19 protein-coding genes are annotated in these 20,754 nt (G+C 59.8%); 18 read left to right on the plus strand and 1 reads right to left on the minus strand.

Translation table 11 applies throughout. From position 1 onward, the window contains the following. The first annotated feature begins 5 nt into the window (after positions 1-5). The 9 genes from arnC to AO353_RS25575 are packed head-to-tail and all read left to right on the plus strand — an operon-like array spanning position 6 to position 9,847. Positions 6-1,025 carry an undecaprenyl-phosphate 4-deoxy-4-formamido-L-arabinose transferase gene (gene arnC, locus AO353_RS25535; RefSeq protein WP_054597464.1) on the plus strand — a complete coding sequence of 340 codons (1,020 nt, stop codon included), beginning with the start codon at positions 6-8 and terminating at the stop codon, positions 1,023-1,025. Then, positions 1,022-3,013, plus strand: coding sequence for a bifunctional UDP-4-amino-4-deoxy-L-arabinose formyltransferase/UDP-glucuronic acid oxidase ArnA (gene arnA / locus AO353_RS25540; protein ID WP_054597465.1), 1,992 nt, complete (start codon positions 1,022-1,024; stop codon positions 3,011-3,013). The genes arnC and arnA overlap by 4 nt, the downstream gene beginning before the upstream one ends. Next, positions 3,013-3,897: a 4-deoxy-4-formamido-L-arabinose-phosphoundecaprenol deformylase gene (gene arnD, locus AO353_RS25545; protein ID WP_054597466.1), complete on the plus strand. Its 885-nt coding sequence runs from the start codon at positions 3,013-3,015 to the stop codon at positions 3,895-3,897. Before arnA ends, arnD begins: the two co-directional genes overlap by 1 nt. Continuing rightward, a complete protein-coding gene (gene arnT, locus AO353_RS25550; protein ID WP_054597467.1) occupies positions 3,894-5,543 on the plus strand; it encodes a lipid IV(A) 4-amino-4-deoxy-L-arabinosyltransferase in 1,650 nt (549 codons plus the stop codon). Before arnD ends, arnT begins: the two co-directional genes overlap by 4 nt. Continuing rightward, on the plus strand, positions 5,540-5,884 hold the full coding sequence (gene arnE, locus AO353_RS25555) for a 4-amino-4-deoxy-L-arabinose-phosphoundecaprenol flippase subunit ArnE (protein WP_019690505.1): 345 nt from the start codon (positions 5,540-5,542) through the stop codon (positions 5,882-5,884). Before arnT ends, arnE begins: the two co-directional genes overlap by 4 nt. Beyond that, positions 5,881-6,294, plus strand: a complete 414-nt coding sequence (arnF, locus tag AO353_RS25560) for a 4-amino-4-deoxy-L-arabinose-phosphoundecaprenol flippase subunit ArnF (protein WP_019690506.1) — start codon at positions 5,881-5,883, stop codon at positions 6,292-6,294. Before arnE ends, arnF begins: the two co-directional genes overlap by 4 nt. After that, a complete protein-coding gene (locus tag AO353_RS25565) occupies positions 6,291-7,664 on the plus strand; it encodes a UDP-glucose dehydrogenase family protein (protein ID WP_054597468.1) in 1,374 nt (457 codons plus the stop codon). Before arnF ends, AO353_RS25565 begins: the two co-directional genes overlap by 4 nt. Before the next feature lie 14 nt (positions 7,665-7,678). After that, positions 7,679-9,283 carry an ArnT family glycosyltransferase gene (locus AO353_RS25570; RefSeq protein WP_054597469.1) on the plus strand — a complete coding sequence of 535 codons (1,605 nt, stop codon included), beginning with the start codon at positions 7,679-7,681 and terminating at the stop codon, positions 9,281-9,283. A 42-nt stretch (positions 9,284-9,325) separates the two neighbouring features. Then, positions 9,326-9,847 carry a GNAT family N-acetyltransferase gene (locus AO353_RS25575; RefSeq protein WP_054597470.1) on the plus strand — a complete coding sequence of 174 codons (522 nt, stop codon included), beginning with the start codon at positions 9,326-9,328 and terminating at the stop codon, positions 9,845-9,847. Positions 9,848-10,109: 262 nt separating this feature from the next. Here the strand turns inward: AO353_RS25575 and AO353_RS25580 are convergent, their stop codons facing one another. Then, positions 10,110-11,075, minus strand: a complete 966-nt coding sequence (locus AO353_RS25580; protein WP_054597471.1) for a LysR family transcriptional regulator — start codon at positions 11,073-11,075, stop codon at positions 10,110-10,112. A 294-nt stretch (positions 11,076-11,369) separates the two neighbouring features. Here AO353_RS25580 and argH point away from each other — a divergent pair, with 294 nt between their 5' ends. The 9 genes from argH (at position 11,370) to AO353_RS25625 (ending at position 20,745) form a co-directional block, all read left to right on the plus strand. Beyond that, positions 11,370-12,797 (plus strand): argininosuccinate lyase, encoded by a 1,428-nt coding sequence (gene argH / locus AO353_RS25585; protein WP_054597472.1) that lies wholly within the window; start codon positions 11,370-11,372, stop codon positions 12,795-12,797. Positions 12,798-12,880: 83 nt separating this feature from the next. Continuing rightward, on the plus strand, positions 12,881-13,756 hold the full coding sequence (locus AO353_RS25590; RefSeq protein ID WP_054597473.1) for an amino acid ABC transporter permease: 876 nt from the start codon (positions 12,881-12,883) through the stop codon (positions 13,754-13,756). A 10-nt stretch (positions 13,757-13,766) separates the two neighbouring features. Then, a complete protein-coding gene (locus AO353_RS25595) occupies positions 13,767-14,531 on the plus strand; it encodes an amino acid ABC transporter ATP-binding protein (RefSeq protein ID WP_054597474.1) in 765 nt (254 codons plus the stop codon). Positions 14,532-14,555: 24 nt separating this feature from the next. Continuing rightward, the gene (locus tag AO353_RS25600; RefSeq protein WP_054597475.1) at positions 14,556-15,380 is read left to right on the plus strand and encodes an ABC transporter substrate-binding protein; all 825 of its coding nucleotides are present in this window, start codon (positions 14,556-14,558) and stop codon (positions 15,378-15,380) included. A 233-nt stretch (positions 15,381-15,613) separates the two neighbouring features. Continuing rightward, a complete protein-coding gene (locus AO353_RS25605) occupies positions 15,614-16,462 on the plus strand; it encodes a polysaccharide deacetylase family protein (protein WP_054597476.1) in 849 nt (282 codons plus the stop codon). Further along, the gene (locus tag AO353_RS25610; protein WP_054597477.1) at positions 16,455-17,342 is read left to right on the plus strand and encodes a polysaccharide deacetylase family protein; all 888 of its coding nucleotides are present in this window, start codon (positions 16,455-16,457) and stop codon (positions 17,340-17,342) included. The genes AO353_RS25605 and AO353_RS25610 overlap by 8 nt, the downstream gene beginning before the upstream one ends. Next, positions 17,339-18,688: an MmgE/PrpD family protein gene (locus tag AO353_RS25615; RefSeq protein WP_054597478.1), complete on the plus strand. Its 1,350-nt coding sequence runs from the start codon at positions 17,339-17,341 to the stop codon at positions 18,686-18,688. The genes AO353_RS25610 and AO353_RS25615 overlap by 4 nt, the downstream gene beginning before the upstream one ends. A gap of 16 nt (positions 18,689-18,704) precedes the next feature. After that, positions 18,705-19,904, plus strand: coding sequence for an MFS transporter (locus AO353_RS25620; protein WP_054598337.1), 1,200 nt, complete (start codon positions 18,705-18,707; stop codon positions 19,902-19,904). Between the two features lie 133 nt (positions 19,905-20,037). Then, on the plus strand, positions 20,038-20,745 hold the full coding sequence (locus tag AO353_RS25625) for an HPP family protein (protein WP_054597479.1): 708 nt from the start codon (positions 20,038-20,040) through the stop codon (positions 20,743-20,745). Positions 20,746-20,754: the final 9 nt, after the last annotated feature.

Genomic DNA, 20,754 nt, shown 5'->3' on the forward strand with positions numbered 1-20,754 from the left:
AGCCTTTGAAGCCATATCCAATTAACTGCGTGTCGATCGTTATCCCGGTCTACAACGAAGAAGAAAGCTTGCCTGAATTGCTGCGCCGGACCGAAGCGGCCTGTCAGCTACTCAAACACGAGTACGAAATCGTCCTGGTCGATGACGGCAGCCGTGACAATTCGGCGCAAATTCTCGAAGAAGCCGCCGAGCGCGAAGGCAGCCAGGTCGTTGCGGTCATTCTCAATCGCAACTACGGCCAGCACGCGGCAATCATGGCCGGTTTCGAGCATTGCAAAGGCGATGTGGTCATTACCCTCGACGCCGACCTGCAGAACCCGCCGGAAGAAATCCCCCGTCTGGTGGAACAGGCCGAGCTGGGCTACGACGTGGTTGCCACCGTGCGCAACAATCGCCAGGACTCGGCCCTGCGCCGCTGGCCGTCGAAACTGATCAACCTGGCCGTGCAACGCTCCACCGGTGTCGCCATGAGCGATTACGGCTGCATGCTGCGCGCCTACCGCCGCACCATCGTCGACGCCATGCTGGCCTGCCGTGAACGCAGCACCTTCATCCCGATCCTGGCCAACAGCTTCGCCCGCCACACCACCGAGATTCTGGTGCAGCACGCCGAGCGCGAGCATGGCGAGTCGAAGTACAGCCCGATGCGCCTGATCAGCCTGATGTTCGATCTGCTGACCTGCATGACCACTACCCCGCTGCGACTGCTGAGCATTATCGGTTTCAGTCTGGCGGCGCTGGGCATGTTGTTTGCCTTCCTGCTGATCTTCCTGCGCCTGATCTTCGGCGCCAGCTGGGCAGGAGGTGGCACCTTCGTACTGTTCGCCGTGCTCTTTGTGTTCACTGGCGGCCAATTCATCGGCATGGGCCTTCTGGGTGAATACCTGGGCCGCATGTACAGCGATGTCCGCGCCCGTCCGCGGTTCTTTATCGAAAAAATCCTACGTAACAAACCCGCTAGTCCTGCTCCCGTTGCCACTGTCGACGGTCTGCCTTCCACCACTACTGATCAGGTTTCGCCATGAGTTCAAAAGCTGTTGTTTTCGCCTATCACGACATTGGCTGTGCAGGTATCGAAGCACTGCTCAACGCAGGTTTCGAGATTGCTGCCGTGTTCACCCACGCCGACGATCCGAAGGAAAACACCTTCTACGGCTCGGTCGCTCAACTGTGCGCCCGCAAAGGCATTCCTGTGCACGCACCGGAAGACGTCAACCACCCACTGTGGATCGAGCGCATTGCCAAGCTGAACCCGGACTACCTGTTCTCGTTCTACTACCGCAACCTGTTGGGTGAGCAACTGCTGGCTACCGCCCGCAAAGGCGCGTTCAACCTGCACGGTTCGTTGCTGCCAACCTACCGCGGCCGCGCTCCAGCAAACTGGGTACTGGTCAACGGTGAAACCGAAACCGGCGTGACCCTGCACCGCATGGTCAAGCGTGCCGACGCTGGCGCAATCATTGCCCAGCAACGCGTCGCGATCGAGCGTGCCGACACCGCACTGACCCTGCACGGCAAGCTGCGTGAAGCCGCTTCCAACCTGCTGCGTGACACCCTGCCATTGCTGGCCCAGGGCAAAATCACCGAAACCGCCCAGGACGAATCCAAGGCCTCTGTTTACGGTCGTCGTACCGCGGCAGACGGCAAGCTGGTCTGGAAGAAGCCGGCTGAAGAGCTGTTCAACCTGGTTCGCGCCGTGACCCAACCTTACCCGGGTGCTTTCTGCGCCGTGGGCGAGCACAAACTGATTGTCTGGAGCGCTGAAGTCGTCAAGGGCAACGAAGGTCTGGCTCCAGGCCGCGTGATCAGCGTTGATCCGCTGCGTATCGCTTGCGGCGAAGACTCGCTGGTTGTCACTTCCGGCCAGCGTAACGAAAACGGTCTGTACCTGAGCGGCCCGCAACTGGCCAATGAGCTGGGTCTGGTCGACGGTTCCGTACTGCGTGGCGCTGAATCGGGCCGTGCCCCGCGTCGTACCCGCGTACTGATCCTCGGCGTCAACGGCTTCATCGGTAACCACCTGTCCGAGCGCCTGCTGCGTGACGACAAGTACGACGTCTATGGTCTGGACATCGGTTCCGACGCTATCGAGCGTCTGCGCAGCCACCCGAACTTCCACTTCGTCGAAGGCGATATCAGCATTCACTCCGAGTGGATCGAATATCACATCAAGAAGTGCGACGTGGTTCTGCCGCTGGTGGCCATCGCCACTCCAATCGAATACACCCGCAACCCACTGCGCGTATTCGAACTGGACTTCGAAGAGAACCTGAAACTGGTTCGCTACTGCGTGAAGTACAACAAGCGCGTGATCTTCCCGTCGACTTCCGAAGTCTACGGCATGTGCCAGGACAAGAACTTCGACGAAGACACCTCGAACCTGATCGTTGGTCCGATCAACAAGCAACGCTGGATCTACTCGGTCTCCAAGCAACTGCTGGACCGCGTGATCTGGGCCTACGGCGCCAAAGGCCTGAACTTCACCCTGTTCCGTCCGTTCAACTGGATGGGCCCACGTCTGGACCGTCTGGACTCGGCACGTATCGGTAGCTCCCGCGCCATCACCCAGCTGATCCTGAACCTGGTGGAAGGCACCCCGATCCGTCTGTTCGACGGCGGCGAGCAGAAGCGCTGCTTCACTGACATCGCCGACGGCATCGAAGCCCTGGCCCGTATCGTTGATAACGAAAACGATTCGTGCAACGGCCAGGTCATCAACATCGGTAACCCGGACAACGAAGCCAGCATCCGTCAGTTGGGCGAAGAGCTGCTGCGTCAGTTCGAAGCTCACCCACTGCGCGCCAACTTCCCTCCGTTCGCCGGTTTCCGCGACGTAGAGAGCAAGGCCTTCTACGGCGCTGGCTACCAGGACGTGGAACACCGCAAGCCAAGCATCGAAAACGCCAAGCGCCTGCTGAACTGGGAGCCAACCGTTGAGATGAGCGAAACCATCGGTAACACGCTGGACTTCTTCCTGCGCGAAGCCATGCTCGAAATCGCGGACAAGCGCTGATGCAGGCAGGTCTTCGGATCGATGTCGACACCTACCGAGGTACCCGTGAGGGGGTACCCCGGTTGTTGGAGATGCTCGATGAAGCACAAGTCAAGGCGACGTTTTTTTTCAGCGTTGGTCCGGACAACATGGGGCGCCATTTATGGCGCCTCATCCGTCCGCAGTTTCTCTGGAAAATGCTCCGCTCCAATGCCGCAGGTCTGTACGGCTGGGACATCTTGCTGGCCGGCACCGCCTGGCCAGGCAAGCCCATCGGCCGTGACCTGGGGCACCTGATGCGCCAGACCCTCGCGGCTGGCCATGAAGTGGGTTTGCACGCCTGGGATCACCACGGCTGGCAAGCCAACGCAGGGCGCTGGAGCGACGCCGAGCTGATCGAACAGATTCGCCGGGGCGTCGACACCCTCAGCGATATTATCGGGCAGCGCGTGGACTGTTCGGCGGCCGCCGGTTGGCGTGCCGATGAGCGGGTCATCGAGGCCAAGCAGCATTTTGGCTTCCGTTACAACAGCGACTGTCGCGGACAAAGCCTGTTCCAGCCTCGGCTGGCAGACGGCAGCCTCGGCACGCCACAAATTCCGGTCGACTTGCCAACCTTCGATGAAGTGGTGGGTCCCGTCGTAGCAGCCAATGAGTTCAACTCATACATTCTTGACCGATTCAGCCCCTCGAAGCTGAACGTATATACGATACATGCGGAGGTAGAAGGGATTCTGATGGCAAACGATTTCCGTCAACTGCTGGTTGATGCGCGTCAGCGTGACATCCAGTTCCAGCCGCTGGGTAACCTCTTGCCCGCCCAACCGACAACCCTGCCTCAGGGGCGCGTAATACGTGGCGCCCTTGAAGGCCGAGAAGGATGGTTGGGAGTGCAAGGCGCATGAGCAAACGCTGGGCTTTGCCGTTACTGCTTATCGCTTTCGGTCTGGTCTATCTGTTGCCGCTGGGCACGCATGGTCTGTGGATTCCGGATGAAACCCGTTACGCCCAGGTCAGTCAGGAAATGCTCCTGAGTGGCAACTGGGTGTCGCCGCATTTCATGGGCCTGCGTTATTTCGAGAAACCGATTGCCGGTTACTGGATGATCGCCATCGGCCAGGCCGTGTTCGGCGAGAACCTGTTCGGGGTGCGTGTTGCATCGGCACTCGCGACCGGTTTGAGCATCGTGCTGACCTACCTGATCGCACGCAGGCTCTGGAACGATCCGCGTAAAAGCATCGCCAGCGCATTGCTCTACATGAGTTTCGCCGTGGTCGCCGGTCAAGGCGGCTATTCCAACCTCGACCCGCAATTCACGTTCTGGGTCAACCTGAGCCTGGTGGCCTTGTGGTTTGCGCTGGACAGCAGCAGTCGCAATGCGCGGCTGATGAGTTGGGCAACCCTGGGACTGGCCTGCGGCATGGGCTTCCTGACCAAGGGTTTCCTCGCCTGGTTGCTGCCGGTATTGATCGCCCTGCCCTACATGATCTGGCAAAAACGCTGGCGTGAACTGTTGGCGTACGGCCCGATGGCTATCGTGGTCGCGATTGTCGTCAGCCTGCCGTGGGTCCTGGCCGTGCATGCGCAGGAACCTGATTACTGGCGTTTCTTCTTCTGGCACGAGCACATTCGCCGCTTTGCCGGTGACGACGCGCAGCACGCAGCGCCGTGGTGGTTCTACCTGCCGATGCTGGTAGCGTTCAGCCTGCCGTGGGCGGCATTCCTGCCGTCGGCGCTCAAGCAAGCGTGGCAAACCAGACGTCAGGCCAGCACCGGCTTCCTGCTGCTGTGGCTGGTCCTGCCGTTGGCGTTTTTCAGCCTGAGCAAAGGCAAGTTGCCAACCTACATCCTGCCGTGCCTGTTGCCCCTGGCGCTGTTGATGGGGAACGCATTGATTGACCGACTGAACCTGGGGCAAAGCCGGCTGTTCAAGGTCAACGGCCTGCTGAACCTGGTCATCGGCCTGACCACCTTGCTGGCGATGGTTTACCTGCAACTGAAAAAACCCGTGTATGTCGATGAAATGCACAGCCTGGTGCTGGTGTTCATCGTGCTCATGGGCTGGATCCTGTCCAACCTGTTGCTGGTGGTTCGACCGTTGAGCGCATGGGCTGCGCCGGCAATCGGCAGCGGACTGCTGATCGCCATCCTGCCGGCTGCATTGCCGCACTCGGTGGTCTACAACAAGATGCCCGACCAGTTTGTCCTCCAGCACATTGACGAACTCAGCCAGACCAAAAGCCTGCTGAGCAATGACCTGGGTGCTGCCTCCGCGGCGGCCTGGCGTCTGCAACGCCCTGAAGTGGCGTTGTACAACACCATCGGCGAAGTGAAATATGGCCTCGACTACCCGGATGCCGCGGCACGTCGGGTCGATACCGACCACGTGCAACAGTGGATGAGCGAAGCCCGCAAGACCGGCCCGGTGGGTGTCGTCATGCGCGTCAAGGGTGACGATGAAGTCCACGAACTCGACCTGCTACCCAAGGATGGCAAGCGTTACGAGCAAGGCAACATGGTCATTCTGATCATTCCACAGAGCGCGCCATGACCCTGATTTTGCTGTTGTCCGCCTGTCTGCTGACCTGCATGGGCCAGATCGCCCAGAAATACGCCGTGGAAAGCTGGCGCGGCAAGGACTCCGGATGGAGCGAAAAACTGCTCTCGCCGTGGTTGTGGCTGGCGCTGGCATGCCTGGGCTTTGGCCTGCTGGTATGGCTGCTGGTGTTGCAGCGCCTGGAAGTCGGTATCGCCTACCCGATGCTCAGCCTCAACTTTGTGCTGATCACCCTGGCCGCCCACTTCGTCTTCCACGAAACCATTGATCGCCGTCACTGGATCGGTGTTGCGCTGATCATCGCCGGCGTCGTTCTGCTCGGGAGGCACGCATGAGCCTTCGTCGCGGAATCAGCTTTGCCATGGGCAGCGTCGCGCTGGTCAGTGCCGCCCAGTTGGGCATGCGCTGGAGCATGAGCCATTTGCCGCTGCCCGATCAGTGGCTGCAGGCCCTGAGCAACGGCAGCATCGACTTGCTCGCGATCGGCGTGGTCCTTGCGTCGATCTGCGCTTACGCCCTGTCCATGCTGTGCTGGCTCGCCGCTCTGCGCGATCTGCCGCTGGGCCGGGCCTACTCGCTGTTGAGTATCAGCTATGCACTGGTGTATCTATTGGCCGCCAGCCTGCCGCTGTTCAACGAAAACTTCAGTCTTTCCAAAACACTCGGGGTGGCCTTGGTCATCCTCGGTGTCATCACTATCAACTCTCGAACTGCTCGCGCCACAGAAGTCAGGAATGCCTCATGAAAATCAGTGTAATTGGTAGCGGTTATGTCGGTCTGGTGCAGGCGACTGTCCTGGCTGAAGTCGGTCATGATGTCGTCTGCATGGACGTCGATCAGAACAAGATCAAAATGCTGCAGAAAGGCCACGTCACTATCTTTGAACCAGGGCTGGAGAGCATGGTCAAGGAGAACCTGGAGAGCGGGCGCCTGCACTTCACCAGCGACGAGAAAATGGCCATCGAGCACGGTCAGGTCCTGTTCATCGCTGTCGGCACACCGTCTGACGAGGACGGCTCGGCCGACCTGAAATATGTCTTGTCCGTGGGTGATGCAGTTGCACGCCATCGCGTCGAGCCGCTGATTCTCGTGGAAAAGTCCACTGTTCCAGTCGGCACCGGCGACACTCTGCGCGCACACATTGAAGGCGTGCTGAAAAAAGCCGGGCGCACCCTGGAATTCGATATCGTCTCCAACCCGGAATTCCTCAAGGAAGGCTCGGCCGTCAGCGACTGCCGCCGCCCTGACCGCATCGTCATCGGTTGCGAACGTGAAGAAGTCCGTGAAGTGATGCGCGACCTCTACGCCCCCTTCAACCGCAACCATGACCGCATCATGTTCATGGACCTGCGCAGCGCCGAGCTGACCAAGTACGCAGCCAACTGCATGCTCGCGACCAAAATCAGCTTTATCAACCAGATCGCCGAACTGGCCGAACACCTGGGTGCGGATATCGAAGCCGTACGCATGGGCATCGGTGCAGACCAGCGCATCGGCTACCACTTCATCTACCCTGGCTGCGGCTATGGCGGTTCGTGTTTCCCGAAAGATATGCGCGCATTGATCCACAGCGCCCAGGAAGCCAATTGCTCCAGCGACCTGCTGGAAGCGGTCGAGGCCATCAACCAGCGGCAGAAACACAAGCTGTTCGAACGCATCAACGCGTTCTACAAAGGCGAGCTGAAAGGCAAGACCTTCGCGCTCTGGGGCCTGGCGTTCAAACCCAACACTGACGACATGCGCGATGCACCAAGCCGGGTGCTGATGGAATCGTTGTGGGCTGCCGGCGCACACGTACGTGCATTCGACCCTGAAGCCATGCAGGAAACCCAACGCCTGTACCCGGATCAACCGAACCTGTCGCTGATGGGCACTCCGGAGTCCGCACTGGTTGGCGCAGACGCGTTGATCGTTTGCACCGAATGGCAACAGTTCAAGGCGCCGGACTTCAAGTTGATCGAAGAGCGTCTCAAAGCTCCGGTGATCTTCGACGGTCGCAACCTGTACGACGCCGAACGCCTGGCACGTAAAGGCTTCAAGTACTTCCCGATGGGTCGTGGCGAGTCGCGCAACCTGCCAATCCCTCAGCAACAGTGGCCAGCTTCGTCCGTCTAAGCCCAGGAGGCCGCGTGCACGCATATCCATCGACAGGGATCCGTCAACAATCGTTAGGTCTGGGGCTACTGGCGCTGCTGCTGTTCTGCGCCGGGGTCTACCAGCAATCGGCGATCGGGTTCGACACGCGGTTTGTACTGTTTGCCCAGGAAATGCTGCGCCATGGGCCGGGATTCTTCCCGACCACCTATGGCCAGCCTTACGCTGATTACTGGGCCACCTCGACGTTTTTTACCTGGCTGCTTTCGCTGCCCTTTGGCCAGGTAAACGCGTTGACGGCCTGGTTACCCAGCGCCATTGCCTCAGCGACGATTGTCACGCTGATGTACCGGTTGGTAGCGCCCTACTCCAGAACCTGGGCGTTGATCAGCATTGCCTTGATGATGCTGAGCAATACCTTCATCACCGAAACCCGCGCCGTGTCCCTCGACCAGATGGTCGCGGCCGTGACCTTCGCCGTGTTCTATCTGGGCTATGCCGCTGACCACTTTCAGGCACCGCGACGACTGCCGCTGATACTCGCGTTGCTGGTGCTCGGTTTTGCCATTCGCGGGCCTATCGGCCTGGTGGTGCCTACCGGCGTCTTGTGCAGTTATTACCTGCTCAATGGCCAGTGGCGGCGGATGATCACGATCGGCTTGCTGGCAGCTTTGCTGCTGGCAGCCGGTATTGGTTTGTTGCTGTGGCTGGCCAACGCCAGTGGCGGTCCGACCTTCGTGCAAGACGTGATCCGCATGCAGTTCATGGGGCGCATGGATGGCCGCGAAGGCGCGAGCGGTCCGCTGTTTTACTTCAGCAGCTCGCTGGGCAACTATGCGCTGGCGTATCCCTTGGCGGTAGTGGTGCTGGCCGCGGTGTTGCTGTTCGGCCGCAAGGATCGCGGACCGGCGTTGCGCCTGCTGACCTTGTGCACCGCTGCCGGGCTGGTCGTGATGATTGGCCTGTCGATTCCGATGGCAAAAAAAGCCCGCTACATGCTGCCGATGCTGCCGATGGCGGCGATCATTGCGGCGTATCCGTTCCAGGCGCAGGGCCGGGTGTTCCAGTGGTTGCGCGGCCTGATGCAGGGCCTGTGGCTGCTGATTCCTGGTCTGCTGATCGTCGGGCTGCTGGTCGCCAAGCGACGCTTCCCGGAACATCTCACCTCGGTGACGGCGGTGATGACGATCCTCGGTGTGTTGCAGGTGATCGCACTGGGGCTGTTGTTCAAGCCACGCGTGCGTGCAGTGGGCCTGGCGTTCACCGCAGTGCTGGCGTTGTGGTCGACCTACATTCTGGTGTTCGAGCCCGCAGAGCGCAGGCTCTTCGACACCCGTACGTTTAGTCGTGCAGCCTTTGAGCTGATCCAGAAAGACCCGGCGCCTGTGGTCTTGCACGCCATGGGCAAAGACGCCAAGGCGATCAAGTTCATGGTCAACGTCGAGCATGATCTGTTCCCGGTCTTCACTCATTCAGTGCAAGAACTGGAAAACCTGAAAGGCCCTGCCTGGCTGGTGATGGAAAAAAGTGACTACGAGGCCCTGAAAGGCTCTCGGTTGGCAACATTGCAACCAGTGCTGAACGGGAACTTCGACAAGGACGATTACGTCCTGCTGCATCTGGTACCCGTGCAGCCCTGAACGGGTTGCACATCGTCTGGGCGCTTGCTTAAGCTTGCGCCCATGACTCCCTCCCTCCGCCGTGCCCAATTTGACGATGCCAGCGCACTGCCCGCCGTAGAGCGCTCAGCTGCCATTCTCTTCCGTAATGACCCTGAACTTGCCTGGCTTGCCGACGCCCCCGTGACCAGCGTCGAGCAGCACCTGCGCGCCATAGAGTCCGCGCAGGTCTGGGTTGCCGAGATGGCCAATGGATCAATCGTGGGTTTTCTCAGCGCCCATGCCGTCGATACCGAACTGCATATCCAGGAGGTTTCTGTCAGCAGCGCGTTTCAGGGCCAGGGCCTGGGGCGCAGGTTGTTGCAGACCGCCCTTGAGTACGCACGCCATAGCGGGTTGACCGCGCTGACGCTGACGACCTTTCGCACACTGCCGTGGAACGAGCCGTTTTATCAACGGTTCGGCTTTGAATCCCTGGCATTTTCCGATCTCGATCACCGCTTGCAGGCAGTGCTTGAAGCAGAAATTACCCATGGATTGCCGGGCGCCCGACGGTGTGCGATGCGTTATTGCATCAAACCGTAAAGGGTATGTATCGGCGGGAAATAGCCGCAGGAACCATTGTCCTGTGGCCAGCACTTTCATGTCATCAACCGGTCTTGCGTCGAACAGTCTCGAACCGATATCAGCCAATACTTCAGGTGAAACAGAGTCGCTGTTTTACTTGTCCGTCGAACATTTTTAAAACTGTTCGACACTGCCTGGCAGGCGCTATAAACGCCAAAGCCTGCGACAACTCCGCCGAGTTATCAGCTGCTATCAACCCAGTTGGCATTCACGCTTGATTTCAGACACCTGCCTTCAGATCCACCCCCAACGCCTGGGCAAACGCCTTGACCAACGGACTGCGCACCGTGTTGTGCCGCAGGATCAAATTGAACGGTGTATTGAAACTGATCAGGTCCGGCCGCAGGGCTCTGAACGTGCCTTGTGCAACCAGAGTCGCGGCATAGTGCTGTGGCAGAAAACCCAGGAAGCGCCCGGTTTTGATCAGCATGGCGACCGCTTCGACCTGTGATGCCGAGGCGGAAAAACTGTCGTACCGGGCAAACGTCAGCTTGTCTCGGTGGATGGCGTAGCGATGGTTGATGAACTCATGCTGCTTGAGCACATCTTCGCCCATCTGCTCATTCGGAACGCTGAACAACGGGTGCCCCACCGCGCAGTAGGCCTCTGATCTTTCTTCATACAACGTGAAGTAATCGAACTCTTCTCTTTTCTGATAAACCGGCACTATTCCGGCGACCAACCGCCCTTCTACAACGCCTCTTTCCACTTCATCCAATTGCGAGGCCTGAAGTTGAAAGCGCACCTTCGGCGACTCTTCATTTATTCGTTTCAATGCAGCAACTAACGGAGAGTTTTCATCGGTAATCGTATTGTCGATCACCCCTACTCCCAAGTCGCCAATCAATTCATTCTGAGCGCAACTAAGCTTGTCTCGAAAGTTGTCGACCGAGGCAAATAAGTCAATCGACGCCTGATAGACCAGGCGCCCTTCTTCGGTCAGATTAAATCCCTCTCGACCCCGAGTACACAGGCGCATGCCAATGCGAATCTCAAGGTCGGATATCTGTTTGCTGATGGCTGCCAGCCCCACATTCAACTCGTTTTGAGCTGCACTGAAACCTCCGGCCTCGACCACTGCCTTGAATACTTTGAGCAGTTTGAAGTCCAGCCCGCTCAGGGCCAAAGGCGCTCGATGGGCCGTTTTCAACGGCGGGTTTCCAGAATTGGAAAGTGGGGTTTCCATAATGCTTATTTACCTCTGGCGCCCGATTCAACAGTCTGTGTCCAACAACAAAAACAACGCTGGCTAATAATAATGAACACAGAAAACCAGGCTTGGCAACTCCCAATAATTCCCCCCGATCAGCGCCAACTCGCTGATTCGAAACTATTAAAAGCTGACACTTCGATCAGCTCTCGCCACTTGCAACTGCCCTCTTGAAAACTGCATGAGCCGAACCACGCCCGGACGATCCCGGCGAGTGTTCAAGGCTCTGCGTAACGACATCAGTTCGTGTTACCGACGAGGAAAACAACAATGACTCAAGCAACCGATCGTTTGTGGGGGGCGCGTTTCAAAAGCGGTCCATCCGAAGCCCTGGCAGCCCTGTCCCGCTGCCCTGAGCGGTACTTCCGCCTCACCCCTTACGACCTGGCCGGTTCCAAGGCCCATGCCGGGGAACTGCACCGCGCCGGTTTGCTCGATGCGCTGGAAACCCAAACCATGCTCGATGCGCTGGAGCGTATCGGTGAAGACTTCCGTGCTGGCTTTGTCAGCCCGACGCTGGATGACGAAGACGTCCACACCTTCATCGAGCGCCTGCTGACTGAACGCCTTGGGGCGCTGGGTGGCAAGCTGCGCGCCGGACGCTCGCGCAACGACCAGACTGCCAACGATCTGCGGCTGTTTCTGCGTGATCACGCTCGCACCCTGACCACCGAAGTGCTGGCCCTGCAACAGGCGCTGGTCGAGCAGGCCGAGCTGCACATCGACAGCATTTGCCCGGGTTTCACTCACCTGCAACAGGCGCAACCGATCGTGTTTGCCCATCACTTGCTGGCCCACGCCCAGTCGATGCTGCGCGATGTGCAACGTCTGGTGGATTGGGACGTGCGCACTTCCCTGTCGCCATTGGGCGCAGCGGCCATGGCCGGTTCGGCTATCGCCCGTCAGCCGCAGCAATCGGCGAAGGAAATGGGCTACAGCGGTGTCTGCGAAAACTCCATCGACGCCGTGGCCAGCCGAGACCACGTTGCCGAGTTCCTGTTCGTTGCGAGCATGCTCGGCGTCAACATCTCGCGTCTGGCCGAAGAGTTTTGCCTGTGGTCTTCGCGGCAATTTCGCTGGGTTGCGCTGGACGATGCCTACGCCACCGGCAGTTCGATCATGCCGCAGAAGAAAAACCCGGACATCGCTGAACTGGCGCGGGGCAAGGCCGGCCGTTTGATCGGCAACCTGACCGGTCTGCTGTCGACCCTCAAATCCCTGCCGCTGTCTTACAACCGCGATTTGAGCGAAGACAAGAACGGTGTGCTCGACAGCGTCGACACCCTGCTGCTGGTGCTGCCAGCCATGGCCGGGATGGTTGCGACCATGAAGGTCAATGTCGAAGAGCTGCGTCGCCAGGCACCGCTGGGCTTCACTCTCGCCACCGAGGTCGCCGACTGGCTGGCGGTGCGCGGTGTGCCGTTCAAGGAGGCCCACGAAATCACCGGAGCGCTGGTTCAGGCCTGTGAGAAACACGATATCGAACTGTGGGAAGCCTCACCGGCGCTGCTGGCCGAGATCGATATGCGCCTGACCCCCGAAGTTCGCGACAGCCTGACCCTGGAAGCCGCCATCGCTGCCCGCAGTGGCTGGGGCGGAACCGCGCCGCAGCAGGTCCGTGAACAGATCGGCCGCTTGAAAACCGCCCTCGCCGCACAGCAGCGATGGGCCGAAAACTATCAAGGCTTCCGCCTCTGAATAAAGCACAACCCCCTGTAGGAGCAAAGCTTGCTCCTACAGGGATTGTGTTGATCTGAAACACCCGTGTTCGGAGAACCGAAATGAACCAGACTCAGGCAGAGCTCCTCGCGGAGCGCAAAAAAGCCGAAAACCAGTTCGACATCACTCAGTACGAGCATGTACCTCGGCGCTACTACGGGCGGATCTTCTTCGCCACGCTGATCGTCGTCGCCATCGTCGGCCTGGTCAGGGCCTTCGCCGAGGGCAAGATCGAGTGGTCGTACATCGGCCAGTTCCTGACCTCCCAGGCGATTCTGTTCGGCTTGCTCAACACCATCGTCATGGCCGTGCTGGCGATGGCGCTGGGGATCGTCTTCGGGGTGATCACCGCCGTGATGCGCATGTCGGCGAACCCGATCCTGCGCTACGTCGCGGTGACGTACACCTGGCTGTTTCGCGGTACGCCGCTGATTCTGCAACTGCTGTTGTGGTTCAACCTGGCGTTGATATTTCCCACCATCGGCATTCCCGGGCTGTTCGAACTCGATACCGTCAGCCTGATGACGCCCTTCGTCGCCGCGCTGTTGGGCCTGAGCATCAACCAGGGCGCCTACACCGCTGAAGTGGTGCGTGCCGGTCTGCTCTCGGTGGACACCGGCCAGTACGAGGCGGCCAAGTCGATCGGCATGCCGCGCCTGCAAGCGCTGCGCCGGATCATCCTGCCGCAGGCCATGCGCATCATCATTCCTCCGGTCGGCAACGAGTTCATCGGCATGGTCAAGATGACCTCGCTCGCCAGCGTGATCCAGTACTCGGAACTGCTCTACAACGCCCAGAACATCTACTACGCCAACGCCCGGGTCATGGAATTACTGATCGTCGCGGGTATCTGGTATCTGGCCGCCGTCACCGTTCTGTCCTTTGGTCAAAGCCGTCTGGAGCGTCGTTTCGCTCGCGGCGCCGGCAAGCGTTCTTGAGGAGTCCGACATGAGAAGCATCGTCAAGGCCGTGAGCCTGAACAAATATTACGACCAGTACCACGCGCTCAAGGACATCAACATCGAAGTCGAGCAAGGCGAAGTGCTGTGCATCATCGGACCGTCCGGTTCCGGCAAAAGCACCCTGCTGCGCTGCGTCAATCAGCTGGAAAAAATCGACAAGGGCGGCCTCTGGGTCGACGGCGAACTGGTGGGCTACCGCGTCGTCGGCAACAAACTGCATGAACTCAACGAGTCGCAGATCGCCCGGCAGCGGCTGGCCACCGGCATGGTGTTCCAGCGTTTCAACCTGTTTCCGCACATGACTGTGCTGCAAAACATCGTCGAAGGCCCATGTCAGGTGCTCAAGCGCTCGCCCAAGGAAGCGCACGAAGAAGCCCTGGAACTGCTGGCCCGCGTCGGCCTGGCCGACAAGCGCAACAGCTACCCGATCGAACTCTCCGGTGGCCAGCAACAACGGGTAGCCATTGCCCGGGCGCTGGCCATGCGGCCCAAGCTGATGCTGTTCGATGAACCCACTTCGGCACTCGACCCGGAACTGGTCGGTGAGGTGCTGTCGGTGATGCGCGATCTGGCGCAGACCGGCATGACCATGATCGTCGTCACCCATGAACTGGGCTTCGCCCGCGAGGTTTCCAATCGCATGGTGTTCATGGATGGCGGACAGATCGTGGAGGCAGGAAGCCCCGAAGAAATACTAATAAGTCCACAAAACCCGCGCACCCAAAGCTTCATTTCTGCCGTTCGCACCTAACGACAACTCAAAAAGAGAACGACCATGAAAAACCTCCTTATCCCTGCAGTAGTGGCTGGCCTGATGGCCTCTTCGATGACCTGGGCAGCTGATTTGCCCGCGAGCATCAAGGCCAAGGGCGAAATCGTCGTGGCGATCATGCCCAACTATCCGCCGATGGATTTCAAGGACCCGGCCACCAACACCCTCACCGGTCTGGACTACGACCTGGGCAACGCCTTAGCCGAGCGTCTGGGCGTGAAAATCAAATGGCAGGAAACCGGCTTCGAGCAAATGATCAACGCCCTGACCACCGACCGTGTGGACGTGGTGCTGTCGGGCATGACCGACACCGCCGAGCGTCAGCAGAGCGTGACCTTCGTTGACTACTTCACCAGCGGGCCGCAGTTCTACACCCTGCAAAAGAACAAGGACACCAACGAAATTGCCGACCTGTGCGGCAAGAAAGTCGGGACCAGCCGACGTACCACTTTCCCGGCAGAAATCGCTGAGTGGAGCAAGGCCAACTGCGAAGCGAAGGGTAAACCGGCGATCAACGTGATCGGCACCGAAGGCTCCGCCGACGCCCGTGCGCAGCTGCGCCAGAGCCGCATCGATGCGGCCATGCAGGGCAGCGAAACCCTGTCGTATCTGAAGACCCAGGAAAAAGACACCTACAAGACCGTGGGGGCGCCGATCTCGGTGCAGTTCAGCGGTTTGGGCGTCAGCAAGAAAAAACCTGAGTTGAGCGAGGCAGTGAAAGTCGCGCTGCAAAGCATGATTGATGACGGCAGCTATCAGGCGATCTTGAAGAAGTGGGATCTGGAGTTGGGTGCCATCAAGACGGTGACCATCAACGCCGGGAAGTAACGCTGAAATACGTTGCCTCGTAGCAGCTGCCAAGCCTGCGAGGCTGCGTTCGAGAACGCAGTCCTCGCAAGTCTGTGTACGCGGTTTACCTGAAAGAATGCGTCATCTGATTTCGCGGCGGCTACGCCACCGAACGCAGCCTCGCAGGCTCGGCAGCTGCTACGGGGGTTACGAGTGTTACGCGGGTTACGGATGCAACGGGTGTTACACCCATAAATTACTGGAGCGCCACGATGTCCTCCTCGCCTCAACCGACTTGGCCCGATGGCCACAACGCTTGCCTGGCCCTGGCCTTCGATCTCGACGGCCCGACCGGCGATGCGATGCTCAATGGTTCGATCTGGCACAAGCCCGAGTATTTCGGTTTTGGCGGTTACGGGCCGTATCGGGCCTTGCCACGGATACTCGACCTGCTTGATGAGTTCCGCATCCCGACCACCTTCTTCGTCCCGGCCTGGGTCGTGGAGAACTGGCCGAAACAGTGCCAGTCGATCATCGAGCGCGGGCATGAAGTGGCTTACCACGGCTACAAACACGAGTCCTTTTACGCGCTGACGCTGGAGCAGCAAAAGGACGTCATGAATAAATGCAGCGAGGTGTTCTGGCAGCATTTGAACATCCGCGCAGAAGGCTTTCGCACCCCGTCCGGCGACTGGCGGGCCGAGACGCCGGCCATGCTGGTGGAAGCCGGCGTCACTTATTCCAGCAGCATGCGCGGCGATGACCGGCCGTACCTGGTGAACGTGCCGGGCTTTGATACCCCGTTGGTGGAAATCCCCGGCCGCTGGGAAATGGACGATTACGCCTCCATCGCCTACACCCGCGCGCCGGACTTTCCCTCGGGGCTGGACCGTACCGCCAGCTATGAGCTGACCCTCGACAATTGGTGCCGCGAATTCGACGGTGCGATGAATGAAGGACTGTGCCTGACCACCCTCTTCCACCCGAAGATCACCGGTAAACCGGGGCGCATTCTGCTGCTGGAGAAACTTTTCGAACACATGCGCCAGCGTGATGACGTGTGGTTCGCCACCTGCCGCGATGTCGCCCACTTGTGGCTCAAGGAGAATCAACATGGCTGATTCGACGACCTGGCCCAAAGGCTACCGGTGCGCCGTAGTGTTGACCGTCGACTACAACGACGTACACGGCATCCTGACCCAGGCCCCGGAAGTCGCCGGCCGCGACAAGACCCTGTCGGTGTGGCGCTACGGTACCCAGCGCGGGGTCGAACGCTTGCTCGCACTGTTCAAGGAGTTGGGGGTTGCCAGCAGTTGGTGCATACCGGGCATCGTTGCCGAAGAAAACCCGGACCATGTCCGTTCGATCCAGACCGCCGGTCATGAAATTGCCTGCGCCAGTTATCGTCATCAGAACTACGACACCCTGAGCCTCGCAGAGCAGACGGTTGCCCTTGAGCACGGCTGCCGGGCACTGGCCAACATTACCGGCCAGCGGCCAACGGGCTTCCGGATTCCCGCCGGCAACTGGGCACCGGGGTTTACCGAAGCGTTGCGCGAGCAAGGCATTCGCTGGTCATCCTGTTGGCGCGGCGATGATCTGCCGTTCGCCCATCCAACGGCGCCCGAGGTGATCGAACTGCCAATGCACTATGAACTGGAGGACGAACCGTACTTCGCGTTCAACCTGAGCCCGGCAGTCCCGCCCGCGCAATCGCGGATTGCTTCTTACAGCCATACCTTGGGCAACCTGCAAATGGACTTTGCCGGGTTTCATCGCTTTGGCCTGTGCTACGTGTTGCGCCTGCACCCGGAGATCATCGCAACCCCGGGACGCATCGGCGTCCTGCGCGAGTTGCTGCTGGGTATCCAGCAACACGACGACGTGTGGATCGCCACGGCTGGCGACGTCGCCCAGTGGTGGGCCGAGCGCGCTGTGCCGATGGACGAGGAGCATCCAGCCGCCGTGTATGAGCGGCATTATCGAGCGTACTTGCCATGAGTGAACGATTGCAGCGTCTGGCGCAATTTTGCGTCGAGACCCGTTTCGACGACTTGCCGCCGGCACTGGTGGCACAAGCCAAGCGGCATATTCTCGATACGGTCGGCGCGACCCTGGCCGGGGCCGCCAGTGAAATTGCCGTCGCTGTTCGGCACACCTTTGCCAATGAAAACGGCAAAACGCTGGTCTGGGGCACCGCGCAACAGGTGGGCGCCGCGCAGGCAGCGATGCTCAATGGCATCGCCGCCCATGCGCTGGAACTGGACGATACCGGTGGCTGCGATCACTCCGGCGCAGTGGTGCTGCCCGCAGTGATGGCAGCCGTCAGCCTGAGTCCTACGCCGGTAAACGGTCGTGAGCTGATTACTGCGGTGGTGATTGGCTACGAGATCGGTCGGCGGGTGCTTGAGGCTTGCGGCGGTTACTCGGCGCACAACGGCGCCGGTTGGCATTCGACCGCCACCTGCGGGGTGTTCGGCGCGGCAGCGGCCAGTGCGCGAATACTCGGTCTTGATCCGGCCCAAACCCTCGCTGCACTAGGCATTGCCGGCAGTTTCAGCGGCGGCCTCTGGGCGTTTATCCATGATGGCTCGCACAGCAAAAAGCTTCACAGCGGCCGCGCCGCCGAAGGTGGTCTGCTGGCGGCGCGGTTTGCCGAGCAAGGGATCAGCGGGCCAACCAAGTTGTTCGACGACGTCTGGGGCGGCTTCCTCAAGACCCTAGCGACTGAACACGCGCAGCCCGAGGCGCTGGACGCAGACCTTGGCGTGGTGTGGAAACTCGCCCGCTGCTCGATCAAGCCTTATGCCTCTTGCCGTGGCACGCATTCGGCCATCGATGCCTTGGGTTTGTTGTTGGAGCAATTGCAGATCGACGCCGATCAATTGGAAGACGTTCAGGTGTCACTGTGTGGTTTTCTCAACGAGATGTGCGGCGGGCGCGATATCGGCAGTTTGGCCGCCGCGCAAATGAGCCTGCCATATGCCCTCGCTGCTCGATTGGTCCATGGTCATTGCCGGCTTGAGGCCTATGACGACGAACAACGCAGTACCTCAGAAATCGCGCATTGGATGTCGCGCATTCACCTTGAAGTGGATCCACAACTGTCAGAGGATGGCGAGCCGATCGTGAGCATTCGCAGCCGCGATGGTCGCACGGCAAGCCTGTGTGTCGAGGTGCCATTGGGCGCGCCGGGAAATCCGTTGAGTGATGCAGCGCTGGAGGAGAAATTCCTCAGCCTGGCGACGCGGGTGCTGCCGGTGGAACAGGCGACCGGGTTGCTGGAGCGGTTGTGGCAACTGGAAAAACTGCAATCGGTCGGTACGTTGATCGAGATCATTGAATAAGGACATTCGTACCACCGTGGCTACTTACTCGCTCGTTATTCGCCGCCTGATGATCTGTTCGCTGACCATCGTCGTCAGCCGCGCCATCACCAGCCCGTTGCTGACGCTGTTCCTCAGCAACAAGCTGGGCCTGAATCAGCAGGACGTTGGCCTGCTGTTGGGCATCGCGGTGTTCATCGCCACCCTGCTCGCGCTGTATGGCGGTTACATCATCGACCGCCTGGAGAAACGCCGGTTGCTGATTCTGGCGATGCTTTCCAGCGCCGTTGGTTTTGTCCTGCTGACCTTCGCCCACAACCTTTACCTGACCACGCTGACGCTGGTGATTACCGAAACCGCTTCGGCGCTGTTTCTGATCGGCTCGAAAGCGATCCTCAGTGAAAATCTGCCGATGGGCCAGCGGGCCAAGGCCTTTTCATTGCGCTATACCCTGACCAACATTGGCTACGCCACCGGCCCGATGCTGGGGGTGGTGATTGCCGGGGTGCAGCCATTGGCACCGTTCCTGATTGCCGGTGGCATCGCTTTTTTCAGCACCTTCCTGATGAGAGGGATTCCCGGATCGGCCAAGGAAGCGGCTGTTGGCCAGCCACAGAGCTTTCTGAAAACCCTGGTGACCCTGAAGAACGACCGCACACTGATCATGTTCACCTGCGGCTGCCTGCTCAGCACCGTGGTGCACGGACGTTTCACCCTGTACCTGTCGCAATACCTGCTGGTGACGCAAAACGAGCACATTGCGCTGAAAACCATGGCCGCGATCCTCGCCTGCAACGCGATCAGCGTGATTCTCTTGCAGTACCAGATCGGCCGATTCCTTAAACGCGAACAGCTGCGTTACTGGATTGTTATCGGCAGCAGCCTGTTCATCTTCGGATTGATCGGCTTCAGCTTTGCGCAGAACCTGGTGCAGTGGTGCCTGGCGATGTTTGTCTTCACCCTTGGCGAAATGATCATCTACCCGGCAGAGTTCCTGTTCGTCGATACCCTGGCACCGGAAGAACTGCGCGGCAGCTACTACGGCGCGCAGAACCTGGCGGCATTGGGCGGTGCGGCGAGCCCGGTGATTTGCGGCTTTTTGCTGACCCACACGGCACCGGCGACGATGTTTTATGCCCTCAGCGCACTGACCGCCATGGGCGGATTGCTGTGTTTCCTGAGTGGTCGGCGCGTCGCCACACTTCAAAATAAATGCACTGAAAGATCATTAATATGAATTTGTCAGGGGTGAGATAGATCGGCACACTGTGCCGGTTCCTCCCCCAAATGTTGGAACGTTTAAAGGGCTTTCTGGTGATCCAGACAAGCCCTTCTTTTTGCCCGTTCTTTGCCACTGGATCGTTTTCGTTATGCTCGCTCGCTGGATACCCGCTGCCGTCAACACCCGCCCCTCTGAATGGAGCCGTGCCGCCATCGGCATGTCGCTGGGCACGCTGCTGAGCGTCTGGCTCTGTGGCCAGGTGTTCGGCATGGATGTGGCCTTGCACTTGATCGGGCCGTTGGGCGCTTCGGCGGTGTTGCTGTTCGCCGTGTCTTCCGGCGCACTGGCGCAGCCATGGTCAATTCTCGGCGGCTATTTGTGTGCAGCGGTGGTGTCGCTGCTGGTGGCCCATGTGCTTGGGCGCACGCTGGGCAGTGCCTGCCTGGCGGCTGGCATGGCGTTGATTCTGATGTGCTGGCTGCGTTGCCTGCACCCGCCGGCGGGTGCGTTGGCGTTGCTGCTGGTGGTGGCGGACCCGGCGACCATCGCGATGGAATGGCGCGAACTCGGGCCGGTGATGCTCGCCGCGACGTGCATGCTGCTCAGCGCCCTGGCCTATAACAACCTGACGCGGATCCGTTACCCCAAGGGCCACAGTGAACCGGTCGCCACGGTGCCCGCAGATCATCCGCCCGCAGACGCGCTGGCGATTACCGCCGAAGACCTCAAGCTGGCCCTGGCCGACATGCAGGAGTTCTTCGACGTCACGCCCGAGGACCTTGAGCAGTTGATCCACGCCAGCGAGCTGCATGCCAAACGCCGCAGCATCAGTGAAGTGTTTGGCACTCGGCCTTAGCCACTAAAC

Source organism: Pseudomonas fluorescens (genome assembly GCF_001307155.1).
GTDB classification, from domain to species: Bacteria; Pseudomonadota; Gammaproteobacteria; order Pseudomonadales; family Pseudomonadaceae; genus Aquipseudomonas; species Aquipseudomonas helvetica.

What these genes read in the sequence shown, in the direction of transcription:
- arnE (WP_019690505.1), top strand. Translation starts at nt 5,540, where the DNA reads ATGACCCTGATTTTGCTGTTGTCCGCCTGTCTGCTGACCTGCATGGGC.
- AO353_RS25590 (WP_054597473.1), top strand. Translation starts at nt 12,881, where the DNA reads ATGAACCAGACTCAGGCAGAGCTCCTCGCGGAGCGCAAAAAAGCCGAA.
- AO353_RS25625 (WP_054597479.1), top strand. Translation starts at nt 20,038, where the DNA reads ATGCTCGCTCGCTGGATACCCGCTGCCGTCAACACCCGCCCCTCTGAA.
- AO353_RS25615 (WP_054597478.1), top strand. Translation starts at nt 17,339, where the DNA reads ATGAGTGAACGATTGCAGCGTCTGGCGCAATTTTGCGTCGAGACCCGT.
- arnF (WP_019690506.1), top strand. Translation starts at nt 5,881, where the DNA reads ATGAGCCTTCGTCGCGGAATCAGCTTTGCCATGGGCAGCGTCGCGCTG.
- arnD (WP_054597466.1), top strand. Translation starts at nt 3,013, where the DNA reads ATGCAGGCAGGTCTTCGGATCGATGTCGACACCTACCGAGGTACCCGT.
- AO353_RS25605 (WP_054597476.1), top strand. Translation starts at nt 15,614, where the DNA reads ATGTCCTCCTCGCCTCAACCGACTTGGCCCGATGGCCACAACGCTTGC.
- AO353_RS25610 (WP_054597477.1), top strand. Translation starts at nt 16,455, where the DNA reads ATGGCTGATTCGACGACCTGGCCCAAAGGCTACCGGTGCGCCGTAGTG.
- AO353_RS25580 (WP_054597471.1), bottom strand. Translation starts at nt 11,075, where the DNA reads ATGGAAACCCCACTTTCCAATTCTGGAAACCCGCCGTTGAAAACGGCC.
- AO353_RS25565 (WP_054597468.1), top strand. Translation starts at nt 6,291, where the DNA reads ATGAAAATCAGTGTAATTGGTAGCGGTTATGTCGGTCTGGTGCAGGCG.
- AO353_RS25595 (WP_054597474.1), top strand. Translation starts at nt 13,767, where the DNA reads ATGAGAAGCATCGTCAAGGCCGTGAGCCTGAACAAATATTACGACCAG.
- AO353_RS25575 (WP_054597470.1), top strand. Translation starts at nt 9,326, where the DNA reads ATGACTCCCTCCCTCCGCCGTGCCCAATTTGACGATGCCAGCGCACTG.
- AO353_RS25600 (WP_054597475.1), top strand. Translation starts at nt 14,556, where the DNA reads ATGAAAAACCTCCTTATCCCTGCAGTAGTGGCTGGCCTGATGGCCTCT.
- argH (WP_054597472.1), top strand. Translation starts at nt 11,370, where the DNA reads ATGACTCAAGCAACCGATCGTTTGTGGGGGGCGCGTTTCAAAAGCGGT.
- arnA (WP_054597465.1), top strand. Translation starts at nt 1,022, where the DNA reads ATGAGTTCAAAAGCTGTTGTTTTCGCCTATCACGACATTGGCTGTGCA.
- arnT (WP_054597467.1), top strand. Translation starts at nt 3,894, where the DNA reads ATGAGCAAACGCTGGGCTTTGCCGTTACTGCTTATCGCTTTCGGTCTG.